This is a genomic window from Micromonospora sp. A202 (genome assembly GCF_006715105.1).
Lineage (GTDB): Bacteria > Actinomycetota > Actinomycetes > Mycobacteriales > Micromonosporaceae > Micromonospora > Micromonospora zamorensis.
This window is the reverse complement of record NZ_VFMP01000001.1, coordinates 6925064-6949546: the sequence shown is the minus strand read 5'-3', so window position 1 is coordinate 6949546 and position 24483 is coordinate 6925064. Positions and strand designations below refer to the sequence as shown.

Genomic DNA, 24483 nt, shown 5'->3' with positions numbered 1-24483 from the left:
GCGTGGTACGAATGCCGCAGAGCGCGCATGACCCACAGAACGGGCGAGCCGATGACGACGAGCAGGGCGGGCAAGCTGCTGCGGAAGCCCGGGGATCCGCAGCGGGCCACCTTCCTGGAGCTCTTCTTCGATCTGGCGTTCGTCTACGTGCTCACCCAGCTCGGGCAGGTGCTCAGCCAGAACCTCACCTGGCGTGGGGCCTTCCACACGCTGGTGCTGCTGCTGGCGGTGTGGTGGGTCTGGTGCAGCACGGCGACGGTGCCAGACCGGTTCGACCCGCAGCGGCCGACGATACAACTGCTGGTCATCGCGACCCTGGTCGGCAGTCTGCTGATGGCTGTCGCGCTACCGGAGGCCTTCGGAGCGCAGGGCCTCGTCTTCGCGGGCGCGTACGTCGCCGTCCAGGTCGGTCGCAGCATCGGCCTTCTCATCGCCCTGCGGGGCCACGAGCTGCAGCGCGGCGCCCTACGGGTGGTCATCTGGTTCTGCGTGTCTGCCGTGCCGTGGGTCGCGGGGGCACTGGTGCACGGCACCGTCCGGGAGGCACTGTGGGTGCTGGCGGTGGCCATCGACTATCTGGCCGGAAAACTCCGCTACCTGACACCCGGCCTGGGCCGCTCGCCGCCCTCGGAGTTGCCGAGCGCGGCCGAACACCTGGCCGAGCGCCACCGACAGTTCTTCATCATCGCGTTGGGCGAGATGATCCTGGTCTCCGCGTCGACCCTGGGCGGCAGCGGCTTCGCGCCCGACCGGACCACGGCGTTCCTGGTGTCGATCGCCGCCACGGTCCTGCTCTGGCGCATCTACATCTACCGTGCCGGGGAGTTGTCGGCGTCAGCCATCGCCGGCTCCCACGACCCGGCCCGCCTCGGACTGTCGGCGTTCTACGCCCACCTGGTCATGGTGGCCGGTGTCGTCGTCGCGGCGGTCGGCGCCGAACTCGTCATCGCCCATCCGTCCGGGCATCCTGAACCTGCCTGGATCGCGATCATCCTCGGCGGACCGGCGCTGTTCCTGGCCGGGCGCTCCCGCTTCGAGTACGTGGTCTTCAGCCGGGTGTCCCGGGATCGGCCGATCGGGCTGCTCGCCCTGGCCGCCCTGACGCCGTTGATGTTCCTCGTACCGCCGATCGTGGCCGCCCTCGCCGCCGCCGCGGTCCTGGCCGGGGTCGCCATCTCGGACGCCGCCCGCGCGAGAGGACGTCCATCGGAGGTGCCATCGCCACCTGGATAGCCGGCCAGGACCCACGCCGTCACCGTCGCAGCTGTTTTTCGAACCAGTGTTGGGCGTAGCGCTCGGCGTTGTACGCCTCGATCTCCCGGTAACCAGCCGCCCGGTACAGGGCGATCGCCTCGGTGAGGTTGCGGTTGGTGTCCAGCCGGACGGCCGTCGCGCCACGCTCGGCGGCGTACCGTTCCAGCTCGCCCAGCAGCCGCCGCCCGACGCCGAGCCCGCGTACGGTGTCGGCCACCCACACGCGCTTGATCTCGGCGGGCGCGTCGGGGTGGAGTTTGACCGCGCCACAGCCGATCGGTTCGGTGTTGAGGGTGGCGAGCAGGAGCACGCCGGCGGGCGGGACGAGTGCCTCGTCGTGGACGGGGTTGCTCAGCGCCGGGTCGAACCCGTCGTCGAATCGACTGGCGATGTCCCGGGCGTACGCGCGCAGGCAGGCGCGGGCCCGCGGGTCGCTCGGCGGGCACGGCTCGATGACGACCATCGACCCGACGAGGAGGCGTTCGACCTCGGCCATGGCGGCGACGAGTCGTTCGCGCCGGTGCTCGCTGAGTGGTTCGAGGATCGAGGCGGCGAGGTCGTCCGACCGCTCGTCGAGGTCGGCCCATGCCGTACGGCCGGCGTCGGTGAGCGCGGCGGTGCGGACCCGGCCGTCGCCGCCGGCCTGGTCCGCCGGTCCCACGGTGATCAGGCCGTCGTTCTCCAGGACGCGCAGGAGCCGGCTGAGGTATCCGGAGTCCAGGCCCAGCCGGGCGCGCAGCGCGGCGACCTCGGCGCCGGCGGGGCCGATCTCCCAGAGCAGGCGGGCCTGCCCGAGGGGTCGCCCCTGAGCCATGTACTCGTCGTCGAGCGCACCCACCCGTTGGGTGACCGTCCGGTTGAACCGCCGTACGGCGGCGATGAGCGCGGAGTCCATAAGCCTGACTTTAGTCAGGATTTCGGCTGCGATGGTAGGAGAGGATGCCGGCGTGGTCCAGGACGACCACAGTGAGCACCACCCCGGTGGCGACCGCGGTGACCGCCAGCAGCGGCAGTCGCAGGACGGCCGCGCCGACAGCCAGCACGAGCAGGGCCACCACCCGCGGCCAGGAGAGCCGTCGGTGGATCGACAGCGAGAAGAGGATCCGCCCGACGAGGAACAGCATCGGACCGCCGAGGATGACGACGGCCGCGGTCATGTCGGCTGCCCTGGTGGGGTGGGCGATGCTCAACTCAGCCCCGACGGCGGTGACCACCAGCCCGGCGATCATCACGAGGTGCAGGTATCCGGTGATGACGCCGAGCCGGGACGGGTCGGCGTCATCGATGGCCGGCGCCAGCCGCTGGCCGGCGGGCGTCACGTAGAGCAGACCGGTCAGCACGGCGGTGGCGAAGACCAGCAGGAAGGCGGCGGTCTGCGGGAGGTCGAGGTGGGTGCCGGCGTACGAGAGACCGGCGACCAGGACGAGTTCGCCCAGCGCAATGATCATGATCTGCTGGTACCGCTCGGCGAAGTGCTCGCCTGCGAGGCGCAACTCCTGCCCGCTCGTCCGTCCTAGCCGTGGGGTGGGCCAGCCGATTCGTGGGCCGGTGAAGTCGAGGGCGAGGGCGAGCACCCAGAGCGGCACCCGCCACTCCGGCAGGAACCCACCGACAAGCCACGGTACGGCGGAGACACCGAACCAGCAGAGGATCCGCAACGCCCTCTTCTGGCGGGGGTGACCGCGCAGCGCGAACGCGGTCACCGTGCCCCGAGCGATGTGGACAGCGACGTACGCGCCGGCGAAGAGCAGGCCGCGCCCGTCCAACGCCTGCGGGATCGCCACCCCGGCCAACAGGCTGCCCAGCGCGGCGACGACCAGCAGCCACCGGACCAACGGGCTCTCCGGGTCGTACCAGTCGGCGAACCAGGTGGTGGTCACCCAGATCCACCACACCCCGGCCAACAACACCGCGGTACGCAGTGCGCCGGCCAGGGTGAGGTCGTGCAGCAGGTGCCCTGCCAGTTGACTGAGGGCGAGCACGAACGCCAGGTCGAAGAAGAGCTCCAGGAACGAGGCGCTCAGCGGGGAGTCACTGCCCCGCAGCAGCCGTTCGGGCCTGCTCGCCATCGGCGCTCCTCCCCGGTGGCACGCACGCCCCGCGTCCGTCGTACCACCCGAGGTGGCCACCGGAGGCGGAAACGGGTCAGCGGCGGACGCCGACCGTGGGAATCCACGGTCTCCGGCTCGCCGGCCGATCTCGATGTTCAGCACCCTGGCGACGACCCGCTGACCCCTCGTGTCGTTGATCCGGCAGCGCCCATGGTCGTCGCTGACCACGGTGGGGGCACCGACTCAACGAGGAGGGACGCCGATGACCGCTCAGCGGGAGACCGTGCAGGTCGATCACGACCTGTTCCGCGCCGTGTACGACTCACCCGCATCACTGCCCGGCCGACACCGCTGGACCACCCCGGAGTCGGACGTCCGGCGGCTGGAGAAGCTGCTCGGCATGCCGGCGCGCAGCATCGGCGCCCCGCTCTGGGTCAGTGGCGACGAACCGGACTGCCCGAAGTGCGGCCGACGGGTCACCTGGTACGACATCGTGTCGTCGGCGCTCTCCGGCCTGCACGACAAGGCCATGATCGCCACCGTCATCCTCGGCGAGCGCAAGTACGTCAACACCGAGATCCCGGACGCCATCGCCGGCGTGCGCTGCGCCGACTGCCACACAGCGATCGACGGCCTGCGCAGCTTCAAGTGCCACAACTGGGCGTACGCCTTCGAGGAGTTGGAGGCCGTCCGCGAACGGATGGCCGGCGGCCTCCCGCCGACCTGACCGGGCCGCCGGCCCGACCCGGGCCGCCGGTCCCGAGCTGATGCGGGAGTCGGTCGAGGCGGCTCAGCCGGCCGAGCGACGGGTGGGACGGCGGCCGGGCGGGGAGGACGGCTCCGGCCCCGGGTCGGGCACAGGGGGCATCGGCCGGGTGACCGGCTCCGCCCCGGTGACCCGCACCGACTCACCGTGGTGCCACAGCTCGACCTCGGTGTCGGCGGCGGCGTCGGGCAGTTCGTAGCGGGCCTCGCTGGGAGTCAGCGTGACCCGCAGCCGGTGGCCGCGCCAACGCAGGCTGAAGGCCAACCGGTCGATCCGACGCGGCAACCGGGGGTCGAAGGAGAGCACCGCCCGGTCGTCGCGCAGCCCGCCGAAACCCTGCACGAGTGCCAGCCACGCACCGGCCAGCGAGGCCAGGTGCAGCCCGTCGGCGGTCTTGTCCCCGAGATCCGCCAGGTCCTGGAGGACCGACTCGGCGAACAGGTCGTACGCCAGATCCAGGTGCCCGACCTCGGCGGCCAGCACCGCCTGCGGGGCGGCCGACAGCGACGAGTCGCGGACCGTGCGGGCCTCGTAGTAGGCCAGGTTGCGGGCCTTCTCGGCGGCGGTGAACTCACCGGGGCAGAGCTGCATGGCGAGCACCAGATCGGCCTGCTTGACCACCTGCTTGCGGTACAACTCCAGGTACGGGAAGTGCAGCAGCAGCGGGTAGTCGTCCTCGCTCGTGTTCGCGAAGTCCCACTCGGGCTGCTGGGTGAAGCCGGCGGCCTGCTGGTGAACCCCGCGCTCGTGGTCGTACGGGATGAACATGGCGTCGGCGGCGGCCCGCCAGCCGGTCACCTCGTCGTGGTCCACGCCGAGCCGACCCGCCACGTCGGGGTGACGCACGGCGGCGTCCGCCGCTCCCAGCAGGTTGCGCTTGGCCATCAGGTTGGTGAAGACGTTGTCGTTGACCAGGGCGGCGTACTCGTCCGGGCCGGTCACGCCATGCAGGTGGAAGTCACCGTCGTCCGACCAGTGCCCGAAGCCGTGCCAGAGCCGGGCGGTCTCCACCAGCAACTCCAGCCCCGCCTCGGCGAGGAACCGCTGGTCGTCGGTGGCCGCCAGGTAGCGCAGCACCGCGTCAGCGATGTCGGCGTTGACGTGCAGCGCCGCGGTGCCCGCCGGCCAGTAGCCGGATGATTCCCGGCCGCCGATGGTGCGCCACGGGAAGGTTGCGCCGGTCAGCCGCAGCTCGCGGGCCCGTTCCCGAGCCTCCGGCAGGTGGGCGTGCCGCCAGGTCAGCGCCGAGCGGGCCACCGCCGGGGCCAGGTAGGTGAGCACCGGCAGGACGTAGCTCTCGGTGTCCCAGAGGACGTGCCCGTCGTAGCCGTTGCCGGTCAACCCCTTCGCCGAGATGGTCCGTTCCGAGTCCGGGCGGCCGGCCTGGATCAGGTGGAACATCCCGAAGCGGACCGCCTGCTGGAGATCCTGGTCGCCGTCGAGCTGCACGTCGGCGACCTGCCAGGCCGCGTCCAGAGCGGCGCGCTGGTCGGTGAGCAGGGCATCGAAGCCGTCCGCGCGGGCCGCGTCCGCCTCGGCGACGACCAGGGCCGCCAACTCGTCGGCCGGTTTCCCGTCGACCGATGCCCACTCGTACGCGGCGAACTTCGTCAGCCGCAGGCGCTCCCCCGGGTGCAGGCGACCCGTCACGGTCAGCCGGATCCGGTCCGGGGTGCAGTCACCGGTGGTGGTGACGGTGTCCGGCCCGTCCAGCAGGTGACTGACGGCAACAGCGACGCGCTGACCGCTGCGCTCGGTGCGGTGCACCAGCATCCCGTCGAGGCCGGTCGCGCTGTACGACTCGGCGGTCAGCGGGTCGGTGGGCACCGAGGCGGCCCGAGGGTCGTCGGAACGCTCCGGCACCGTCTCGTTGGCCAGCAGGTCCGAGCAGACCCGCAGCTCGACGGGGGCGCCCAGTGGTTCGACCTCGTACCGGACGGCGGCCACCGGGCGGCGCGGCAGGGACACCAGCCGGGTGCTGCGGATGCGCACCGCCCGCCCCGCCGGGGAGATCCACTCGGTTTCCCGGCGCAGCACACCGTTGCGCAGGTCGAGCACCCGTTCGTGGCGGCGCAGCGTCCCGGTCCGGATGTCCAGCGGCTCGTCGCCGACCCAGAGCCGGATCAGCGCGGCGTTCGGCGCACTGATGACGGTGTCGCTGGCCTGCGGAAACGCGTACCCCTCCTCGGGGTAGGTCAGCTCCCGCCGCTCGTGCAGACCGTTGACGTAACTGCCCGGCATCCCGCAGGGTGCGCCCTCGTCGAGCACACCACGCCAACCGACCCACCCGTTACCCAACGCGAAGATCGATTCGGTCTCGCCGAGCCGGTCCAGATCGGCCTCCGTACGCCGAATCTGCCAGGTCAGGTCGTCCACCGTCCCGGCAGCGGGCGGCGGTTGGTCGGTGGCCGAACTGGTGTGCACAAAGCCTCCTGTGGATGCCGACGTCCTTGACCAGCCAAGCAGAGCCGGCTGAACGAATCCTGGACGAAGGTCGTGAACCCGACCTGACCTTCGACGGCTGCCATGCCCTCTGCCGTGTTCCTAGGGTGTCCCCAAGGTGAACGAGGTATGAACGTGAAGTGAGGTGATGCATGGTCCACAACGGCAGCATGGACGTTCCGGAGATCAGCGCTGAGTGGTACGACGACGTCGTCGACGCCGCCGCCCGCAGCCCAGAACCGGTGCAATGGTTCGTCGGACACGCCACCGAGGGGGTGATCCTGCTGCTCGGCGTGCTGCTGCTGATGGCCGCGCTGAGCCGCCGCGGCGGCGGCCCGCACGACCGGGCACTCGCGCTGATCGCGCCGGTGCCGGCCCTCCTGGCGTACGTGGGCAGCGAATTCTTCAAGACCGTGGTGGACGAGGACCGCCCCTGCCGGACGACCGGGCGGGCGATCATCGCGGGTGCCTGCCCACCCCCTGGTGACTGGTCGTTTCCCAGCAACCACGCCACCGTCGCCGGCGCGCTGGCGGTCACCACGCTGCTGCTCTCCCGCCGGCTCGGTCTGATCGCGCTGCCGCTGGCCGCGCTCGGCGCCTTCTCCCGGGTCTTCGTGGGAGTGCACTACCCGCACGACGTGGTCGCGGGCGTGCTGTTCGGCGCCCTGGTCGCCGTTGTGGCAACCCCGCTGCTGGCCCGACCCACCGCCGAGGTGCTGCGCCGCCGAGCCGACCGCGCCGACAGCCCGGTCCCCAAACTGGCGAGCCGCTCCCGCCCCTGACCCGGTCAGAGTGCCAGTGCGAGGGCACCTACCGTGCCAAGGAGCAGGAACGGGCCGAACGGCAGGTGCGTGCTCCAGCGGGCACGCCGCGTGGCGAGCAGAGCCAGGCTCACCAGGGCGGACAGCCCGAAGGCGAGCAGCAGCCCGAGGAGCAGCACCGGCCAGCCGTACCAGCCGAGCAGTGCTCCCACACTGAGCGCCAGCTTGGCGTCGCCCAGCCCGAAGCCGCGACGGCCGAGCAGCAACGTGGTGCTGGCGAAGAACAGCGCCAGTCCCGCTCCGCCGATGACGGCTCTCAGCCAGTGCCCCGGCTCGGCGTCGAGCGCGGCGACGCCGAGCAGGAGCCAGGTCCCGGCAGCCGCCGGCAGGGTGAGCCGGTCCGGCAGCCGGTGCACGGCCAGGTCGACGAAGACCGCCGGGATCGTCCAGCCGAGCCACCAGGCCAGCGCCGGGAGCGCCCCGCCCGAGGGACCGACCAGGGCCAGCAGCACCACAGCGGCGAGCAGGGCCAGCTCGACAGTGCCCGGTGGCGGCCCGACCCGCGCCCGGCAGCGACCGCACCGGGCCGCCGGGCCGAGCGCCGGCCAGGGCCGGGTCAGGCCGAGCGGCGCGCCGCACGCGTCGCAGCCGGTGCGGCTGGGCATGCCCGGGGGTACGGCGTAGCGCAGCGCGGCCATCCGCATCAGTGGACCGATGGCGAGGATCGCGAGCACTGTCGCGAGTCGGGCGCGGGCCGCAGCAGGAACGCGCTCCGCGTCTGGTCGACGATCCGGAGGGGGCGCTTCCCGGTCAGCGGGGTTCGTCGTGTCGCCGGTCGGTGGGGAGGCCGGGCTCCGATCGGGTAGGTTTTCGCGCCCCGGGACGGCTGCCGGGGGGCCGGTCAGCGCCATGCCGCGTCCGTGACGCCCGGGTGGTCCCCCGCGAAGGTGAACACGCATCGTGATGGAACGATCGCTGTGGTGTAGCGAATGGCGCAGAAAGCGACCTTGCCGCGCGGCCGTCGGACGGCGCTCTCGACCGGCCTCCGAGTGGGCATCCCGTCGGACGAGGTGACCCTCGGACGGGTCGGCAACTCCGCTGGGATGCCGGGATGAGGGCGCGATGTCCTACTCCCGGGACCGGCGACGGGACGTACCGGACGCCACCCGTCCCGATAACGCCCGATCTTCGACGAACCCTTGCTCGGCCACTGCCTCGGGCGCAGTGCGAACACCCGCCACCACCACCTGTCATCACTGAGAGTGTTCACTTGAATTACCTCTGTTGCATCGGCGAACGTCAGCCTATGCTCGCCCCTTGGGTGTGACGCAAGCCTCACCTCGACAACCGGAAGACACAGGACCTTGCATTTGTAGAAGATCCGTAACGGTGAATGCAGAAGCGCAATGAACGGCTCCGGATGTGCTGATCCGGGCGCGCTTCCGCATGCCCGGCGGCGGTGGACCGACACCGCGCGGGGCGACCACGAGGAGGCTCGACGGTGCGCGGACGGCAGCTCAGACGAGCGGCAATCTGCCTGCTGGCGGTCGTATCGGCGGTGCCGGTCACCGCCTGCGCCAGCGGACAGGAGTCGGTCGGACGACCGGCGGCAGCCCGTGAAGACGGACAACGGGCCGATCCCGACGCAGAACGGAGAGCTGCCGAAAAGGCGGCCCTCGACGCGTACTCCGGTTATCTCGCGGCCTCACGAACGGCGAGTGGGCGCAGTGACCCACGCGCGCCGGAACTCGCCCGGTATCTCGCCGACCCACTTCTCAGTCGGGTCCAATTGTCCATTCGCGATGCTAAGGAGCACGGCGCTATGCGTACCGGGACGGTGAAGTCCGACCCGACCGTGACCGCGGTCAGCCTCGACGCGAAGCCGGCGACCGTGGAGATCCAGGACTGCCTGGACACGACCGGCTACCGACTGGTCTACGCGAAGGACAAGCGAGTGGTCCCGGGCAGCGGGGGCGGCAAGCACCTCTCCACCGCCACCGCGACCCGGTATCCCGACGGCCGCTGGCTGATCAACTACGGCGCGACGCACCGGGATCAGCCGTGCTGACGTGGCAGGAACGAGGCGCTCCGGCCCGTACGCGTCGGGCTGGCGCCACCTGGCGCGCGCTCGCCGGGATCGGCCTCGCGCTCCTGCTGGTGGCCGGCGCGACCCCACCGGCCGCCGCCGCTGGCCGCGCCGACCCGGGGGCCGGCTGCCCACCGGACCAGCCCGACTGCAGCGTGTGGGACGACGAACCCGGCAACCCGGGTGACCCGGGCGGCGGCGGGGACGACGGTGGGGACGACGGCGGCGGCGGTGGTGGCGGCGGCGTCTGCCGGTGGGAGGGGCGGACCATCCCCTGCTACGACGAGTTCAAGGGCTGGTTCAACAGCGGCGACGGCTGCTACTACAAGCTGGCCTCGCCGCAGAACGAGGCACCCGAGGGTCAGCAGTGGTACGTGCAGACCTGCAACGGCGGCGCCGACGTGGGCAATCGGAACATGGTTCTGCGGGCCGAGCCGCCACCCGGTTACGGCGCGCCGCCCAACCCGGAGGAACTCGCCCGTCGCGCCCTGGCGTCGATCAAGCTGCTGCCGGCACCGCTGAAGGTCGCACCTCGCAAGGGCATCGGCCCCGGCCTGGTCGGTCTGCCGGTCTGGATGTGGGCGGACCCGGGCGAGAACTACTTCGGCCCGTTGACCGCCAAGGCGACCGACCGGGACGTGACCGTCGAGATCACGGCGAAGGTCGACCGGACCGTGTGGGACATGGGCAACAAGGAGACGGTCACCTGCTACAGCGCGGGCACCGAATACAAGCGCGACGGCGAGCGTGCGGGCGGCACCTCCCCGACCTGCGGCTACGACAACGGCTACCAGAAGGCCGGCAAGTACCGGATCAGCGCCACCACGCACTGGAAGGTGACCTGGCGCGGCGGTGGCCAGACCGGAGAAATCCTGGTGACCCGCCGCAGCGGCGTCGTGCAGATCCAGATCAACGAGCTTCAGGTGGTGACCCGGTGAGTGAGCCCAGTGTGCGAGCCCCGCGAACGGAGATGACGCAGTGAGCCTCGCGACGCGCAACGGAACCGGGTCGGTCGACGCGCCGGTCACCCCACCGACTGTGGTCCGGCAGCGCCGGGTCCGCCCGGGGTTGCTCGGTCTCGCCGTACTCCTGATCGCCCTGGGTGGCTTGGGCGCGGCGTTCGCGGTCACCTCGGTCCGGGCCACCGGTAGCTACCTCGCGGTGGCCCGGCCGGTGGAGGTGGGCCGCGAGATCAGCGCCGCTGACCTGGTCAGCGTGCAGGTCGCCGGCGGTCAGGGGTTGCGCCCGGTGCCGGCCGGCCGGCTCGACGAGATGATCGGCAAACGGGCCGCGGTGGCGCTGGTCCCGGGAACCCTGCTCACGCTGGGGCAGGTCACCGACGACCCGCTGCTCGGCCCCGGCCAACAGCAGATCGCGCTCGGTCTGAAGACCGCCCAGGTGCCGGCCCGCGAACTGCACCCCGGTGACAAGGTCCTGCTGGTCAGCACGCCGGACAGCAACGCCACCGGGGACGCGGCCGCAGCGAGCACCCGGTTCACGGCCACCGTGATCGACATGGTCAGCCCGGCGAACGACGACAAGGTCCTGTACCTGGCGCTGCCCACCCGCGATGTCCCCGCGGTGGTGGCGCTCGCCGCACAGGAACGGCTCGCCGTCGTGCTGACCGAAGCGGCCTGAGCATGGCGATCATCGCGCTGGTGTCCGCGAAGGGTTCGCCCGGCGTCACGACCTCGGCGCTGGCCTGCGCGCTGGCCTGGCACCGGCGGCTGGTGCTCGCCGAATGCGACCCGGCCGGCGGCTCCATCCTGGCCGGCTACCTCGGCGGTCAGCTGGACGGCCCGCGCGGCATCGGGGAGCTCGCCGTCGGGGAGCTGCGCGACGGCAACCTGGAAACCGCGTTCTGGTCCCAGCTCGTCGACCTGGACGCGCCCCGTCGGGAACGGCTGCTGCTGCCCGGGCTCGTCGACCCGGCCCAGGGTGGCAGCGTCACCCCGCTCTGGCAGCGCTTCGCCGACTACTTCGACGCGCTGGACCGTGGCACCCCCGGCTACGACGTCCTGGTCGACTGCGGCCGGCTGCACGTCACCGGGCCACCGTGGCCGGTGCTGCGGGCCGCGTCGGTGGTGCTGCTGGTGACCGGGGCGCAGCTGCCGGACCTCTCCGGCACCCGGGCGGTGGTCACCGCCATCGAACGGGACTTCGCCGAGCACCGGGTGCCACCAGGCACCCTGCGGCTGCTGCTGGTCGGCGACGGGCACGGGCGCACCGAGATCAGCCGCGCCCTGAAACTGCCGGTGATCGCACGGCTGCCGCACGACCCGCGTACCGCCAGGGTGCTCGCACTGGGCGGCACTGTCCGCGCCGGACGGCCGCTGATGCGCGCGGCGGCCGCGCTGGAGGTGCCGATCGGCGCGCTGCTGGAACGGCGGCGGGCCCGGCTGGCGTGGCCCGTGCAGCAGGGGGTGCCGGATGCGGTTTGAGCCGGTCTCCACCGACCCGCGTCAGCAGCCGCCGGGCGTCACCTCCACCGTGCCGCCGCTGGCCCCGTCGAACGGACGACACCAGCAGGCCGGGCCGATGCCGCAGGCACCGCCCACGGTGACGGCGCAGCCGGAGGCGGCACCCCGGCCCCGAATGGACTTCCAGGTGGTCCGGGAGTTGCGCCGGGAACTCACCGAACGGCTCACCCTGTGGCAGCGCGGCCGGGAGTTCACCGTCGACGAGGAGGACACCGAACGGGCGCGGCTCGCCGTCGGGGTGGTCGCCGCGTACGCCGACTCCGTGCGCCGGGCCGGCACGCCGATGGCCGCCGGTGAGGAACGCCTGCTGCTCGACCAGGTGACCGCCGAGTTGGTCGGGCTCGGCCGGCTGCAGACCCTGCTGGTCGACGAGACCATCGAGGAGGTGCACATCCTCGGCTGCGACCAGGTGCGCATCACCCGGCACGGCGGCGGGGTGGACTGGGCCGAGCCGATCGCCGACAGCGACGACGAGCTGGTGGAGATCCTCCAGGCGGCGGCCCGCCGGGCGGGCGCGACCGAGCGGTCCCTGTCCACAGTGAAGCCCACCCTCGACCTGCAACTGCCCGACGGCAGCCGGCTGGCCGCCGTGTTCCTGGTCAGCCACCGCCCGTACGCGGTGATCCGCAAGCACAACACCCTGGACGTGAGCCTCGACGACGTGGCCGGTGCCCGGGGCGATCTGGACGAGATGATCGACCCGCTCCTGCGCGACTTCCTCCGCGCGGCGATGCGCGCCGGGCTGAACATCATGGTCGCCGGGTTGGCCGGCGCCGGGAAGACCACGATCATCCGGGCGTTGATGAACGAGATCCCGCAGGACGAGCCGTACGTGCTGCTGGAGGAGAGCCGGGAGCTGTTGCCGGCCCGCCGTCGGGAACGGCACCGGGCGGTGATGAGCTTCGAGGCCCGGGAGGGCCATGGGGAGCGCGGCTTCGACGGCCGCCCGGCCGGTGAGGTGACCATCGCCGACCTGATCCCGTTGTCGCTGCGGATGGGCGTACTGCGGATCATCGTGGGTGAGGTGCGGTCCCGGGAGATCGTGCCGATGCTCCAGGCGATGACCACCAGCCGGGGCTCGATGTGCACCATCCACGCCCGCACCGCGGCGGGTGTGGGTGAACGGATCGTCGAGCTGGCGTTGGCGCACGGCCGCGAGATGACCGTCGACCAGGCCCGCCGGATGGCCGGCAACGCCCTCGACCTGATCGTCTACGTCACCGTCGAGGACGAGACCGCGATCGGCGGGCGTAAACACCGGTTCGTCTCCCACGTGGAGGAGGTGATCGGCGCCGGCGAGGGCGGCCGGATCACCACCACCACGGTCTTCGGGCCTGGGCCGGACGGTCGTGCGGTCCCCCGGCACCTGCCGGAGCGGGTGCGCGACCAGTTGCTGCGGGTGGGTTACGACGTACGTCTGCTGACCCGGTGGATCGAGGCCGGCGCCGGCGCCTGGCGGCGACCCCGGCAGACCCGACTGGCCCGGCGGTGACCTGATGCTGAGCCTGGAGTTGATCGCGGTGGTCTCCGGGGCCGCCTGTGTGGCCGGACTGCTGCTGGCCGTGGTGGCCCTGGTCGGCACCCGACGGCCTCCCGGGTCCCGCCCCGGTGCCGGTTCGGGTCTCGATCGACTGTGGCGTGGGCCCGGCAGCACGCCCTCCGAGCAGCGGTCCTACCAGGCGCTGCTGATCGCCGCGCTGGTCGCGGGCGCGTTGGCGTTCCTGCTGACCGGGCTGCCGGTGGTGGGTCTGCTGGTGGCCGTGGCGGTGCCCGGCACCCCGTGGCTGTTCGGGGTGGGTAAGGCCGAACAGCGGGCGATCGCACGGATCGAGGCGGTCGGCGAGTGGACCCGACGCCTCAAGGACGTGTCCAACACCGGGCAGGGCCTCCAGCAGTCGATCATCGGCACGATCGGCAGCGTGCCACCCGGCGTCGAGGACGAGGTGCGACTGCTCGCCGCCCGTCTGCAGGCCGGCTGGGTGGCCCGCACGGCGCTGCTGGCGTTCGCCGACGAGATCGCCGACCCGGTCTGCGACCAGGTGGTCGCGGCGCTGATCCTGCACCTCTCCGACCGGGGTGAACGACTGGGTGACGTGCTCGGTTCGATCGCCGGCGCGGCGTCCGCCGAGGTCGCCACCCGCCGGGAGATCGAGGCCAAGCGCACCCAGCCCCGGTTCGCGGTCCGCTTCCTCACCGGAATGACCCTGGCGACCCTCGCGTACGGGCTGATCAACACCGAGTACATCAAGCCGTACGGCACTCCGGTCGGCCAGGTGGTGATGGCGGTCCTCGGTGCCGCCTTCATCGCCCTGCTGGCCTGGGTGCGGTCGATGAGTCAGCCGCAGCGGCCGGCCCGGTTCCTCCCGGCGCCCGACCCGAGCGAGGTGATTGCGTGAGCGCGAGGAGTGCAGCGCAGCGGAGCCCCGCAGTCGCGAACGAAGGGCGGGTCCCGTGACCGTGAACTGGCAGTTGGCCATCGCGGTGTGTGGTGGTGCCGGGGTCGGGCTGGGCGTGTTCCTGGTGGTCCGGGAGCTGGTGCCGGCGACCCCGGCGCTGGGGCCGGCGCTGCGTCGACTGCACCAGCCGCCGGGCAGCGGTCTGGTCGCCACTCCCGCCTCCCGCCGGCTGGACTCGCTGACCGGGTTGTCCCGTTGGCTGCGTCCGCCGCATCGGCAGCTCGCCCTGATCGGGCAGACCCCCGAGCAGTACGCCCTGTCGGTGCTGCTCTCCGCGCTGATCGGGCTGGCCACGCCGACCCTGCTAGGGGTGGCGCTGCTGGTGCTCGACGTCTCGTTCCCGTTCGTCATACCGGTGCTCGGCAGTCTCGGCCTGGCGCTGCTGGGTGCGTTGCTGGCGCACCGCGCCGTGGTGACCAAGGCCGACACCGCCCGGGACGAGTTCCGCCAGGCGGTCTGCACCTACCTCGATCTGGTGGCGTTGCAGCTCTCCGCCGCACACGGCCCGGTGCAGTCGCTGGAGCGCGCGGCGGCGGTCTGTGACGGCTGGGTCTTCGATCGACTCCAGGAGTCGCTGCGGATCGCCCAGATGCAGATGCATGCGCCCTGGGACGAGCTGCGCGACCTCGCCGACAAGATCGGCATTCCGGAGCTGGGGGACGTCGGCGCGATCATGCGCTCCTCCGGCAGCGAGGGCGCCCAGGTGCACGAGACCCTGCGCAGCCGGGCCGACTCGCTACGCGACCAGATCCGCACCGACAACCTCGCTCGCGCCGAGGGAGTGACCAGCAAACTCGACATTCCGGGCGCACTGCTCGTCTTCGTGCTGCTCGGCTTCGTCGTCTATCCGTTCATCGCCCGCGTCTGACCCCATCCCCTGAAGGAGAACGCCATGTCCATCCTCAGCTATCTGCACGTCGCGCTGACGACGCGCCTTGCCGAGCTGCGCCGCGACGGTGAGCGCGGTGACAGCCCGGTCCCCACCGCCGTGATCATTTTCGGTCTGGTCTTCATTGCGACGGTCGTCACCGGCCTGGCCCTGGCCAAGGCCAACAACTGGATGAACGCCATCCCGAACAACAAGAACCCGCAGTAACCGGCATGCGCCGAGCCGCGTTCCCGAGGTGGCACCGGGCGATCAGCGCCGTCCGGCGCCACCTCGCGGCCGGCGACCGGGAGCGAGGTGCCAACCCGGTGGAGTTGGCCGTGATGATGCCGCTGATCCTGGTGCTGCTCTTCGCCTCGATCCAGATCGCGGCCGTCTTCCTCGCCCGCTCCACAGCGTTGAACGCCGCCCAGAGCGGCGTCAACGCCCAGCGGACGTACCAGGCCAGGGACGGCGCCGGGGTGGACAGCGCCACCCGCTTCCTGAAGGCCGCCGGCGGCTGGCTGGTGGGTTGGGACAAGACCGGCCCGAACTGCGTCGTCCTCAACGACGACACCGAGGTGACCTGCACGGTGCGTGGCCGATCCCTGTCGGTGGTGCCGGGCGTGGACTTCGCCGTGCAGCAGACCGCCCACGGGACGGTGGAGAGGGTGACCACACCATGAACCGCACCGCCGAGCGTGGCTCGGTCTCCATCGAGGTGGCGGTGCTCGCGCCCGCCTTCATCGCGCTGATGGTGCTGGCCGGCGTGGTCGGGCGCACCGCGCTGGCTGCGGAGGCCATCGACGCCGCCGCGCACGACGCCGCCCGCGCCGCCTCGATCTCGCGAAGCTCGAGCACCGCCGAGACCGCCGCGCTCGAAGCCGCCCGGCAGCAGCTGGACTGGTACGGCCTGGCCTGCACCAACGAGCTGGCACCCACGTTCAGCGGCACGGTGGCCGGCGAGCGCACCACCTTCGACGTCGCCTTCAGCAGCGCGGTCGGTGAGAACGCCACGGTGACGGTCGAGATCATCTGCGAGGTGTCCTTCAAGGACATCTCGCTCGACATCCTGCCCGGCATGACATCCGGGAAGCAGATCAAGTCGAAATTCACCTCGCCGCTGGACCGTTACCGCGGCAGGGCTCTCGGGCCCGGGGCGGTGGGCGTGGATTCCGCGCCGGACACGAGTGCGGGTGGCGTCTGATGAACGCCGACAGGACTCTGGGCGGGTCAGGGCAACGGGCCCGGGCAGACTCGCACGGTGAGCACGGCCGGGTGAGCATCTTCCTCGCGGTGACGATGATCGGCGTACTGGCCATCATCGGCCTCACCTACGACGGCGCCGGGCAGCTACGCACCCTGCAACGCGCCGAGAACCTGGCTGCCGAGGCGGCCCGGACCGGCGGTCAGGCCATCGACCGGGCCGTCGCCATCGAGGGCGGACCGAAGCGGATCAAGGAGTCCGAGGCCCGCGTGGCGGTCGACAGGTACCTGGCTGCCGCTGGCGTCTCCGGCCACACCGTGAGCTTCCCCGTGGTCGGCGGGGAGACCCTGATCCGGGTGACCGTCCCGATCACCTATCACCGCACGATGCTCGGGCTGTTCGTTCCCGAGAAGACCGTCACCGTCACCGGCGAGGCGACCGCGCGAGCCATCACCGCAACACCGTAGGAAGGAAGACAGCCATGCCCGTATCGGGTGGGTCCGTCGTACGACGGACCGGACGGATCCTCACCGGCATCGGCGCCCTGGCCGTGCTGTGCGCTCTGCTGGTCGGCGCTCCGATCGCGCTGCTGGCCTTCGCCGGAAACCCGCTGCCCGATCACCTCCCCACGATCAGCGAGGTGGGCACCGCGCTGACCAGCCGGGACGACGGCCAACTCTTCCTGCGCGCCCTGGCTGTGGCCGGCTGGTTCGGCTGGGCCACGTTCGCCTTCTCCGTCCTCGTCGAGTTGGGGGCACAGAGCCTGCGCCGACCGGCGCCGAAGTTGCCCGGGATGGGCCGCCAGCAGAAGGCCGCCGCCGCGCTGGTCGGCTCGGTCGCGCTGATCCTCGTCGCCAGCCCGGCCGCCGCCAGCGCCGCCGCGATCTACGGCGCGCCGGCGTACACCGGCGCACCGGGCGCCAGTGCCCTGGCCGCTCCGGCCCGCGCGGCTGCGACACCCGACACGGCGGCTCCGCTGGCCCGCAGCGGGCCACTCGGGTTTGCCGGGACAGAGCGGGCCGCATTCGGCGGCTCTGCGGCGAACAACGAGGCCGCGCCGATGTACCGGGTGGCGCGCGGCGACTACCTCGGTGAGGTGGCCGAGCGTTACCTGGACGAGTTCGGCGACTACCGACAGCTAGCCAAGCTGAACAAGCTCGACGACCCCGACCGGATCCACCCCGGCCAACTGCTCCGACTCCCCACCGAGGCCGCCGACCAGGGGGCCCGGCAGCACGCCAGCGGCCGCCTGGCCGGCCGGCCGGCGGCGCCCAAACCGCCCGCGCCCCGGCCGGCGCCCGAACGTGCCGCACCGGAGCGGGTGGACCCGGCACCCCCCAGCGGTACGCAGTCAGCAGGCCAGCCACCCGCCATGACCGTCGGCGCAGCCCGAGCAGCCACGGCCGACCGGGTGAATCGACCGCTGGCGGTCTCCGCCGTCCTGGCCGTGGCGAGCATCGTCGGAGCACAGATCGGTGCGGTGCTGGGCCTGCGCCGACGCCCGGCGACCGCCGGGGCGGCTCCCCGGTTGGCCGCGTCCTCCCGCAAGCCCCGTGGAGGCGCGGCCCGAAGCATCGGTGACGCGGGCCGAACCAGCGGAGCGGGCCGGGCCAGCAGTGCGGGCCGTGCCAGCGGCGCAGACCGGACCAGCGGCGCAGACCGGACCACCAGCGCGGACCGGCGGACTGGCGGTGGAGCGGTCGGAAGCGGTGCCGCATGGGCCGCCAGCCGAGCGGCCGCGGCCATCGAAGCCCCGGCAACACGGACCAACGGCACGGCACCCAGCGGCGACGTCTTCGCACCACGCGACGGGATGACACCGCGCGGAGGTGGGATGACGTCCACCGGCGGCGGGATGACACCTACCGGCGATGGGACGACACCTCGCGACGGCGGGGTGTGGCCCGCTGGCAGTGGGATGGCTCCTCCCGGTAGCACGGCGTTCCCCGGTGGCGGGATGGCTCTCTCCGGCGGTGCGACAGCTACCGGCGGCGGGGCGGGGGCCGGCGCATCGGGCTGGGGGGGTGACGACAGTTGGGCCGGCGATGGCGCTGAGGGCGGGTTGTTCGGGGGCGGGCACGGCTTGGACTCCGTACCGGACGGACCTCCGGTCGGCCGCCACCGACGCACCTGATCCGCACGGGCGAGGCGTGAGCGGCTCTCCGCCCGCCCGGCACCGACTCGACCGACCACAACTCGGCTGTCGCAGCAGCCAGCAGGCGGGTCTGGTCGGCAGCGGTCCGCGCGGAGGACCAGGTCTCCAGAATGCGTGATGCCTGTGAGGCATCAAGATGACTCACAGGCATCAGCGTCGAAAGCGGCACCGCTTGACGACGCGGGCATCGGCGCCGAGTCACACCCCACGGAGCCGGTGGCGGTCGGGCGAACCGCGGCCACCGTGCCGCTGGGTCAGGGCAGGCGGGTCTGGAGCACGCCGTCCTGGATCCGGGTGGGCAGGATCTGCTGGTCGTTGCCGGACGGCCCCTGCACGACCTCGCCGCCGTTGAGCCGGAACGCGCTGCCGTGCCACGGGCAGACCACGCAGGCGTGGCCGTCGATCTCCTGCACCTCACCCTCGCCGAGCGGGCCGCTCTGGTGCGGGCAGCGCTCCAACATCACGGTCACCTCGTCACCGTGCCGGTAGAGGATCACCGAGATGTCGTCGTCCACCTCTCGGGTGATCAGGGTGCGCTGCGGCAGCGTCGCCATGTCGGCCAGCGAGTGCCAGCCGTCGGTCATCCGGTGCAACTCGGAGATGCTCTGGTTGACCTGCGCCCCCTGCTTGTACGCAAGGTGGCCCCCGATGTAAGCCCCCAGGCTGACGGTGGAGAGCCCGAGGAAACCGAGAGCGCGGCCGACGCCGTGCCGGCCGGACAGCCGCGCAGCCAGTGACCCGGCGTACAGCGTCAAGCCGACCGTGTTGGCGGCGGCGTGCACCAGGCCGACCCGACGCTGGTCGCGGGCGAGGGCGGCCCAGTCGTTCAACCCGGCGATCGCCGCCGGCACCGCGCTGACGGTGCCCAGGCCGACCAGCACGGTGGCGGGCCGGCGCTGCCCGGGCATCAGGTCCAGCACCGCGGCGCTGATCCAGGCTCCGACCGGCACCTGCACCATCGCCGGGTGCAGTGGATGCCCGAGGGTCACCCCGTGCAGCAGGTCCCGCAGCCGCCGCGGACGCAGCGTGCTCAGGACCACTCGCTGCAACCGGTCACCCGTCCGGTCGAGGCTGGATGCCTGCTCAACTTTCGTCAAAAGTGCTCGCACCCGTACCGACTTCCCGGCGAAGGGGGTCGCAAACCGGTCTCGGGCGACAAATTCGTCACTGAGTGCGATCTTGCGGTTGCTGCCCCGGGAAACCGCCCAGACCTGGCCGAACCAGGCCGCCAGCCGCAAGATCGACGGGGATTGTGGGTGCGGGACGGTACGGGCATGCTGAGTCGATGGGTGTACGGGTGGAGCGTGCCGGGCCGGTGACGACCGTCGTGCTGGATCGGGTGGCGGCTCGCAACGCCGTCGACGGGCCGACGGCTCGGGCGCTGGCCGACGCCTTCCGGGCCTTCGAGGCCGACCCCGACGCGGCGGTGGCCGTGCTCTGGGGCGCCGGTGGCACGTTCTGCGCCGGCGCGGACCTCAAGGCGATCGGCACGCCGAGCGGCAACCGGGTCGAGCCGGAAGGGGACGGGCCGATGGGCCCGACCCGGATGACGCTCAGCAAACCGGTGATCGCGGCGATCTCCGGGTACGCGGTGGCGGGCGGCCTGGAGTTGGCGCTCTGGTGCGACCTGCGGGTCGCCGAGTCCGACGCGACGCTCGGGGTGTTCTGCCGCCGCTGGGGCGTGCCGCTGATCGACGGCGGAACGGTCCGGCTGCCCCGGTTGATCGGCGAGAGCCGGGCGATGGACCTGATCCTGACCGGCCGCCCGGTGCCGGCCGACGAGGCGTACGCGATGGGGTTGGTCAATCGGTTGGTGCCACCGGGCCAGGCGCGGGCCGCGGCCGAGGAGTTGGCGGCGGCGATCGCCCGGCACCCGCAGACCTGCCTGCGCAACGACCGGGCCGCGCTGCTGGCCGGCAGCGGGCGAGGAGAGCCGGAGGCGCTGGCGACCGAGTTGGCGTACGGGATGGACTCGCTGGCCACGGACGCGGCGGCCGGCGCGGCCCGGTTCGCGGCCGGCGCTGGCCGACACGGCACGATGCCGCCGGGAGAGGGGACCCTCCCGGCGGCACCCGGTGCGAGCTGAATCAGTTGCGGTTGATGGTGAAGGTTGACGTGGGGTTCTGGATGTCCACCGCGTTGTTGCTCAGCCGCAGGTTGTTGAAGGTGACGGACCCGACGGCCGGCCCCTGCCCGGCCTCCGGCATCGGGTTGGCCCAGATGGCGAAGCCGGACTTCGCGTCGTAGGCGTCACCGCTCTTACGGGCCCCGCTGATCGAGATGTTCGTGAAGACCGTGTCGGTGATCGGGTTCTGCGGCTGCCCGCCGACGTAGTTGGTCTGGAACATGATGCCGCTGTAGGTCGGATCGACGATGTCGACGTCGCTGACCCGGATGCCCTGGAACACCTTCGAGGCGGAGAAGACCCAGATCGCCGGGAAGGTCTGCGAGCCCCAGAAGTGCCCACCGGCCCGCACGATCGAGATGTTCTCGAACCGGGTCGGCGGGCTCGCGCCGAAGCCGTTCATCGGGTAGCCGAAGTCGAGCGAGCTGATGGTGATGCCCGAGTAGACCAGGGTGTCCGCGATGTAGATGTTGCGGAACGTGTTGCCGTAGCCGCCGTAGACGGCCACACCGGCAGCCCGCCAGGTCAGGGTCGACGTCAGGTTCTCGTAGATGTTGTCCTTCATGTCGGCGCCGCCCGCGTCGATCGCCGAGAACAGCGCGAAGCTGTCGTCACCGGTGGCCCGGGCGTCGTTGTTGCTGACCAGGTTGTTGGTGCTGCCGTTGGTCATGTTGATGCCGTCGGCGAACATGTTGCGGATCCGGGAGTTCTTGATCGTCATGTAGTCGGTGTTCGCGCCCCAGTAGAGGCACACCATGTGCTCGTTCCAGATGTTGTCGATCACGATGTTCGACACGTTGGAGAAGTCGAACACCTTGCCCGGACCGTCGATCCGCGAGGTGTAGTTGCCGAAGTAGGCGAAGTTCTTGAAGGACGAGTTCGCCGCCGAGTTCTCGGCCCGGAAGCCGATGTCGGTGTTGTCCTGGCCCGACGGAGCGTTGAACCGGGTGTACCAGGGGCCGGCGCCGGTCACCTGCACCGCCTTGCCGTACACCTGGAACTTCGACGAGGTGGAGTAGTTGCCGGCCGGCAGGTACACCCCGATCAGGTTGCCGGTGGTGTCCATCCGCACCCGGTCCAGGGCGTTCTGCACGTCCTGGTGGGTGAAGCCGGTCGGCGTGGTGTAGCGCGCCGGGTCCGGGTTGGCGATCGGCGCCACCTGCTCCGTGTTGATGAAGTCGATGGCGTACGTGGTGGTGTTGGCCGGGTCCTTCTGGAGGCGGATCTTGCTGCCGGCCGGGACGGTGGAGTTGAGCATGACGTTGGCTTCGTCGTAGATGTGCCGCGGCCCGCCCGCGCTCGGCGAGTTGCCCGGGCTGGTCTCGTTGCCGTAGAGCCAGGCGTACCGGGACGTCAGGTCGATGGCCTTGTGGAACGTGCCGTTGACGTAGACGTTCAGCGTGGAGTTGATCCCCCCGCCGCCCGGGGCGTCCGGGATGGAGAAGCGGGTGACCAGCGTGTTGGTGCTGGCCCGGGTGGTGAACTCGACGTAGCTGCCGGTCGAGTTGAGGGTCACCGCCCGCCGACCGGACGCCTCGCCGGCCAGGTCTCCGACCTCCCGGTTCGGCCCGACGACGCTGGCGCCGCCGCCGACCGCGCCGTCCTCGGCCTCGTACATGTCGTACGGCATGTTGGCGCCGCGACCGACGAAGAGCGGGCGGTCACTGGTGTTGTTGGCCTGCTTCACCGGCAGCTCGTTGCCGTCCACGGCGAGCGCCACCCGGACGGTGTACTTACCGTTCGCGGCGGTCCAGGTGCCCAGGTTGATCGGGCCGACCGTGGCACCGGCGTTGATCACGCCGGAGTACGAGCCGGTCAGCGTACGGACCACGGCGCCGGACTCGTTGAGCACGGTGAGCGTGATGCCGTGCGCGCCGGACGCGGACGCCACACTGCCGGCGTTGCGCACCGACACCGAGAAGGTGACCGTGTTGCCGGCCGACGGGTTGCCCGGCGACCAGGCCACCGACGAGGCGACCAGGTCCGACGTGGCGACCGGGCTGACCACCAGCGGGCTGGGGTTGGAGTAGCTGTTGTTGGTGTCGTCGGACTCGACGACGGTGTTCGACTCGTCCACCTTCGCGCTGAGCGGGTAGCTGCCGGAGTCACGGGTGCCGATGCTGGCGCTGACCGTGGTCGAGGCGCCCGCCGCCAGGCCGCCGACCGACGCGGTGCCGACCCGGGTGGCACCCAGGTAGAAGTTGACGTTCGTCGCGCCGGAGGCCGCCGAACCCGCGTTACGCACTGTCGCGGAGAGCGTGATGGTGCTGGTCTCCACGGGTGCAGACGGGCTGAACGACATGCTTGTCACGGTCAGGTCCGGGTTCGGCGCGGGGGTGCCGAAGACCTGGAACTCGGCCACCTGCCCGGCCGGGGCGCCGGTATTCGAGGCGATCGAGAGCCGTACGTCGGCCGCCGCGCCGGAGACCGGGATGGTCACCGTGTTGCCGCTGCCCGGGCTGAAGGTGTAGTTCGCCGCGCCGACCAGGGTGGTGAAGCTCGACGAGCCCTGGTCCCGGCCGAGCACTGTGATGTTCTGCGTACGCGCACCCCACGCCGAGTCCGGGTTCAGCTTCACCACGACCTGGCTGAGGCTGGCGTTCGCGCCGAGCTGCACGGTCAGCGTGCTCGGGTTGCCGTTGCCCTCCCAGTAGGTGGCCACGTTGTTGTCGTTGGCGTTGGTGGCCACGAACGTGTGCACGTACCCGGAGGCGGTGATCGGCTTGCCGATCGCCAGGTTGGAACCGGTCGGCGGGTTGCCGGTGCCGGTCCGGGTCACGGTGTTGCTGTTCGCCGACTGGTTGCCGGCCGCGTCCTTGGCCCGCACGTAGTACGAGACCGTGGTGCTGGCCGACTGGCTGTCGGTGTACGTGAGCGTCGAGCCGTTGACGCTGCCGCGCAACGCGCCGTTGGCGTAGACGTCGTACCCGGTCACCCCGACGTTGTCGGTCGACGCCGACCAGGTGAGCCGGATCTGCCCACTGGCCGGCTCGGTGTACGCGAGGTTGCCGGGAACGCTCGGCGCCTGGGTGTCGGTGTTGCCGGCAGCACCGTAGACCTCGACCTCGGAGAGCTGGGCGGCCGGCCATCCGGTGTTGCCGGTGACCTGCACCCGTACGTAGCGGGTGCTGGCGGCGGTGAAGCTGACCGTCGCGGTGTTGCCGCTGGCCGGGTTGAAGGTGTAGCCGGCGGACGCCTTCAGGGTGGTGAAGGACGAGCCGTTGGTGGAGCCGAGCACCGACAGCGTCTGGGTGCGGGTCTGCCAGTCCGACGCGGGCGGAAGCTTGAGCACCACCCGGTCCACGCTGACCGTGGCGCCCAGGTCGGCCTGGATCCACTGCGGGAACGCGTTGTTGGCGCTCTCCCAGTAGGTCGACGCGTTGCCGTCGTTGGCGTTGCTCGCCACGTAGTTCTGGTTGTAGCTGCTGGCGGTCATGGTGGCGGAGAGCCCGGCGAGCATGGCGACGCGGGCGGCGGCCGCGACCGGGTCGGAAACTGGTGCCGCGCTGGCCGCCGCGGGGGTGACGACCGGTGCGGTGACGAGGAGCATCCCGGCGAGCACGCTGGAGAGCAGCCGCCGACGGCCGGAGCGGGTGGTGCCGGGGACGGGAGTGGGCGCGCCGGTCGGCGGCGTGCCTCGTCTGGTGCCGTTTCTCAACATGGGGTCGCTACACCTCTTTCGGGGGTGGGTGTGGGTGCGTTGCCCGGCGACGGGTGCAGGGGTACGCCCGTCGTTCCGCGACAGGTGGGGGACGGTGCGGGCTGGGGGACGGGGTGGGTGGCCGGTGCTGCGTTGCGCCGGACCGCCCGGACCGGGGTGCCCCCACCCTGGGCG

Annotated in this window: 20 protein-coding genes and 2 pseudogenes; 16 read left to right on the top strand and 6 right to left on the bottom strand. The window is 71.6% G+C overall.

Annotated elements, in window-relative coordinates:
- Window positions 1-27 precede the first annotated feature (27 nt).
- The gene (locus tag FBZ33_RS32320) at window positions 28-1233 is read left to right on the top strand and encodes a low temperature requirement protein A (protein WP_255509091.1); all 1206 of its coding nucleotides are present in this window, start codon (window positions 28-30) and stop codon (window positions 1231-1233) included.
- Between the two features lie 19 nt (window positions 1234-1252).
- Here the strand turns inward: FBZ33_RS32320 and FBZ33_RS32315 are convergent, their stop codons facing one another.
- The gene (locus FBZ33_RS32315; RefSeq protein ID WP_141912232.1) at window positions 1253-2149 is read right to left on the bottom strand and encodes a helix-turn-helix domain-containing GNAT family N-acetyltransferase; all 897 of its coding nucleotides are present in this window, start codon (window positions 2147-2149) and stop codon (window positions 1253-1255) included.
- 10 nt (window positions 2150-2159) lie between these two features.
- Window positions 2160-3323: a low temperature requirement protein A gene (locus FBZ33_RS32310; RefSeq protein ID WP_141912229.1), complete on the bottom strand. Its 1164-nt coding sequence runs from the start codon at window positions 3321-3323 to the stop codon at window positions 2160-2162.
- Between the two features lie 244 nt (window positions 3324-3567).
- Between FBZ33_RS32310 and FBZ33_RS32305 the strand changes: the two genes are divergently transcribed.
- Entirely contained in the window at window positions 3568-4032 is a 465-nt protein-coding gene (locus tag FBZ33_RS32305; RefSeq protein WP_099856892.1) for a hypothetical protein, read from the top strand.
- 63 nt (window positions 4033-4095) lie between these two features.
- On the opposite strand, the gene FBZ33_RS32300 is transcribed toward FBZ33_RS32305, so the two are convergent.
- Window positions 4096-6447 carry a glycoside hydrolase family 65 protein gene (locus FBZ33_RS32300; RefSeq protein WP_255509195.1) on the bottom strand — a complete coding sequence of 784 codons (2352 nt, stop codon included), beginning with the start codon at window positions 6445-6447 and terminating at the stop codon, window positions 4096-4098.
- Between the two features lie 218 nt (window positions 6448-6665).
- Here FBZ33_RS32300 and FBZ33_RS32295 point away from each other — a divergent pair, with 218 nt between their 5' ends.
- Window positions 6666-7295, top strand: coding sequence for a phosphatase PAP2 family protein (locus tag FBZ33_RS32295; RefSeq protein WP_141912223.1), 630 nt, complete (start codon window positions 6666-6668; stop codon window positions 7293-7295).
- Window positions 7296-7300: 5 nt separating this feature from the next.
- Here the strand turns inward: FBZ33_RS32295 and FBZ33_RS32290 are convergent, their stop codons facing one another.
- Window positions 7301-8008 carry a prepilin peptidase gene (locus FBZ33_RS32290; protein ID WP_370453062.1) on the bottom strand — a complete coding sequence of 236 codons (708 nt, stop codon included), beginning with the start codon at window positions 8006-8008 and terminating at the stop codon, window positions 7301-7303.
- Window positions 8009-8775: 767 nt separating this feature from the next.
- Between FBZ33_RS32290 and FBZ33_RS32285 the strand changes: the two genes are divergently transcribed.
- From FBZ33_RS32285 to FBZ33_RS33595, 12 genes and pseudogenes are all read left to right on the top strand, one after another.
- Complete coding sequence (locus FBZ33_RS32285; RefSeq protein ID WP_141912222.1) at window positions 8776-9342, top strand: hypothetical protein; 567 nt, start codon at window positions 8776-8778, stop codon at window positions 9340-9342.
- Entirely contained in the window at window positions 9336-10298 is a 963-nt protein-coding gene (locus FBZ33_RS32280; protein ID WP_141912220.1) for a hypothetical protein, read from the top strand. Before FBZ33_RS32285 ends, FBZ33_RS32280 begins: the two co-directional genes overlap by 7 nt.
- 40 nt (window positions 10299-10338) lie before the next feature.
- Window positions 10339-10998 (top strand): SAF domain-containing protein, encoded by a 660-nt coding sequence (locus tag FBZ33_RS32275; RefSeq protein ID WP_141912218.1) that lies wholly within the window; start codon window positions 10339-10341, stop codon window positions 10996-10998.
- 2 nt (window positions 10999-11000) lie between these two features.
- Window positions 11001-11801 (top strand): ParA family protein, encoded by an 801-nt coding sequence (locus tag FBZ33_RS32270; protein ID WP_141912215.1) that lies wholly within the window; start codon window positions 11001-11003, stop codon window positions 11799-11801.
- Entirely contained in the window at window positions 11791-13332 is a 1542-nt protein-coding gene (locus tag FBZ33_RS32265) for a CpaF family protein (protein ID WP_141912212.1), read from the top strand. The genes FBZ33_RS32270 and FBZ33_RS32265 overlap by 11 nt, the downstream gene beginning before the upstream one ends.
- Window positions 13293-14236, top strand: a pseudogene (locus tag FBZ33_RS32260) (type II secretion system F family protein). The gene FBZ33_RS32265 and the pseudogene FBZ33_RS32260 overlap by 40 nt, the downstream one beginning before the upstream one ends.
- A gap of 55 nt (window positions 14237-14291) precedes the next feature.
- The gene (locus FBZ33_RS32255; RefSeq protein ID WP_141912207.1) at window positions 14292-15164 is read left to right on the top strand and encodes a type II secretion system F family protein; all 873 of its coding nucleotides are present in this window, start codon (window positions 14292-14294) and stop codon (window positions 15162-15164) included.
- 24 nt (window positions 15165-15188) lie between these two features.
- The gene (locus FBZ33_RS32250; RefSeq protein WP_088950980.1) at window positions 15189-15392 is read left to right on the top strand and encodes a hypothetical protein; all 204 of its coding nucleotides are present in this window, start codon (window positions 15189-15191) and stop codon (window positions 15390-15392) included.
- Window positions 15393-15397: 5 nt separating this feature from the next.
- On the top strand, window positions 15398-15847 hold the full coding sequence (locus FBZ33_RS32245) for a TadE/TadG family type IV pilus assembly protein (RefSeq protein ID WP_141912204.1): 450 nt from the start codon (window positions 15398-15400) through the stop codon (window positions 15845-15847).
- Window positions 15844-16368, top strand: a complete 525-nt coding sequence (locus FBZ33_RS32240; protein ID WP_141912202.1) for a TadE/TadG family type IV pilus assembly protein — start codon at window positions 15844-15846, stop codon at window positions 16366-16368. Before FBZ33_RS32245 ends, FBZ33_RS32240 begins: the two co-directional genes overlap by 4 nt.
- Window positions 16369-16463: 95 nt before the next feature.
- Window positions 16464-16835 carry a hypothetical protein gene (locus FBZ33_RS32235; RefSeq protein WP_370453118.1) on the top strand — a complete coding sequence of 124 codons (372 nt, stop codon included), beginning with the start codon at window positions 16464-16466 and terminating at the stop codon, window positions 16833-16835.
- 14 nt (window positions 16836-16849) lie between these two features.
- Window positions 16850-17941, top strand: a pseudogene (locus tag FBZ33_RS33595) (LysM peptidoglycan-binding domain-containing protein); the annotation flags it as partial.
- An 836-nt stretch (window positions 17942-18777) separates the two neighbouring features.
- Here FBZ33_RS33595 and FBZ33_RS32220 read toward each other — a convergent pair.
- Window positions 18778-19632, bottom strand: a complete 855-nt coding sequence (locus FBZ33_RS32220) for a Rieske 2Fe-2S domain-containing protein (RefSeq protein WP_099856886.1) — start codon at window positions 19630-19632, stop codon at window positions 18778-18780.
- Between the two features lie 176 nt (window positions 19633-19808).
- On the opposite strand from FBZ33_RS32220, the gene FBZ33_RS32215 reads away from it, so the two are divergent.
- Window positions 19809-20609 carry a crotonase/enoyl-CoA hydratase family protein gene (locus FBZ33_RS32215; RefSeq protein WP_141912197.1) on the top strand — a complete coding sequence of 267 codons (801 nt, stop codon included), beginning with the start codon at window positions 19809-19811 and terminating at the stop codon, window positions 20607-20609.
- A gap of 1 nt (window position 20610) precedes the next feature.
- Here FBZ33_RS32215 and FBZ33_RS32210 read toward each other — a convergent pair whose 3' ends face one another.
- Window positions 20611-24309 carry a discoidin domain-containing protein gene (locus FBZ33_RS32210; protein WP_141912194.1) on the bottom strand — a complete coding sequence of 1233 codons (3699 nt, stop codon included), beginning with the start codon at window positions 24307-24309 and terminating at the stop codon, window positions 20611-20613.
- Window positions 24310-24483: the final 174 nt, after the last annotated feature.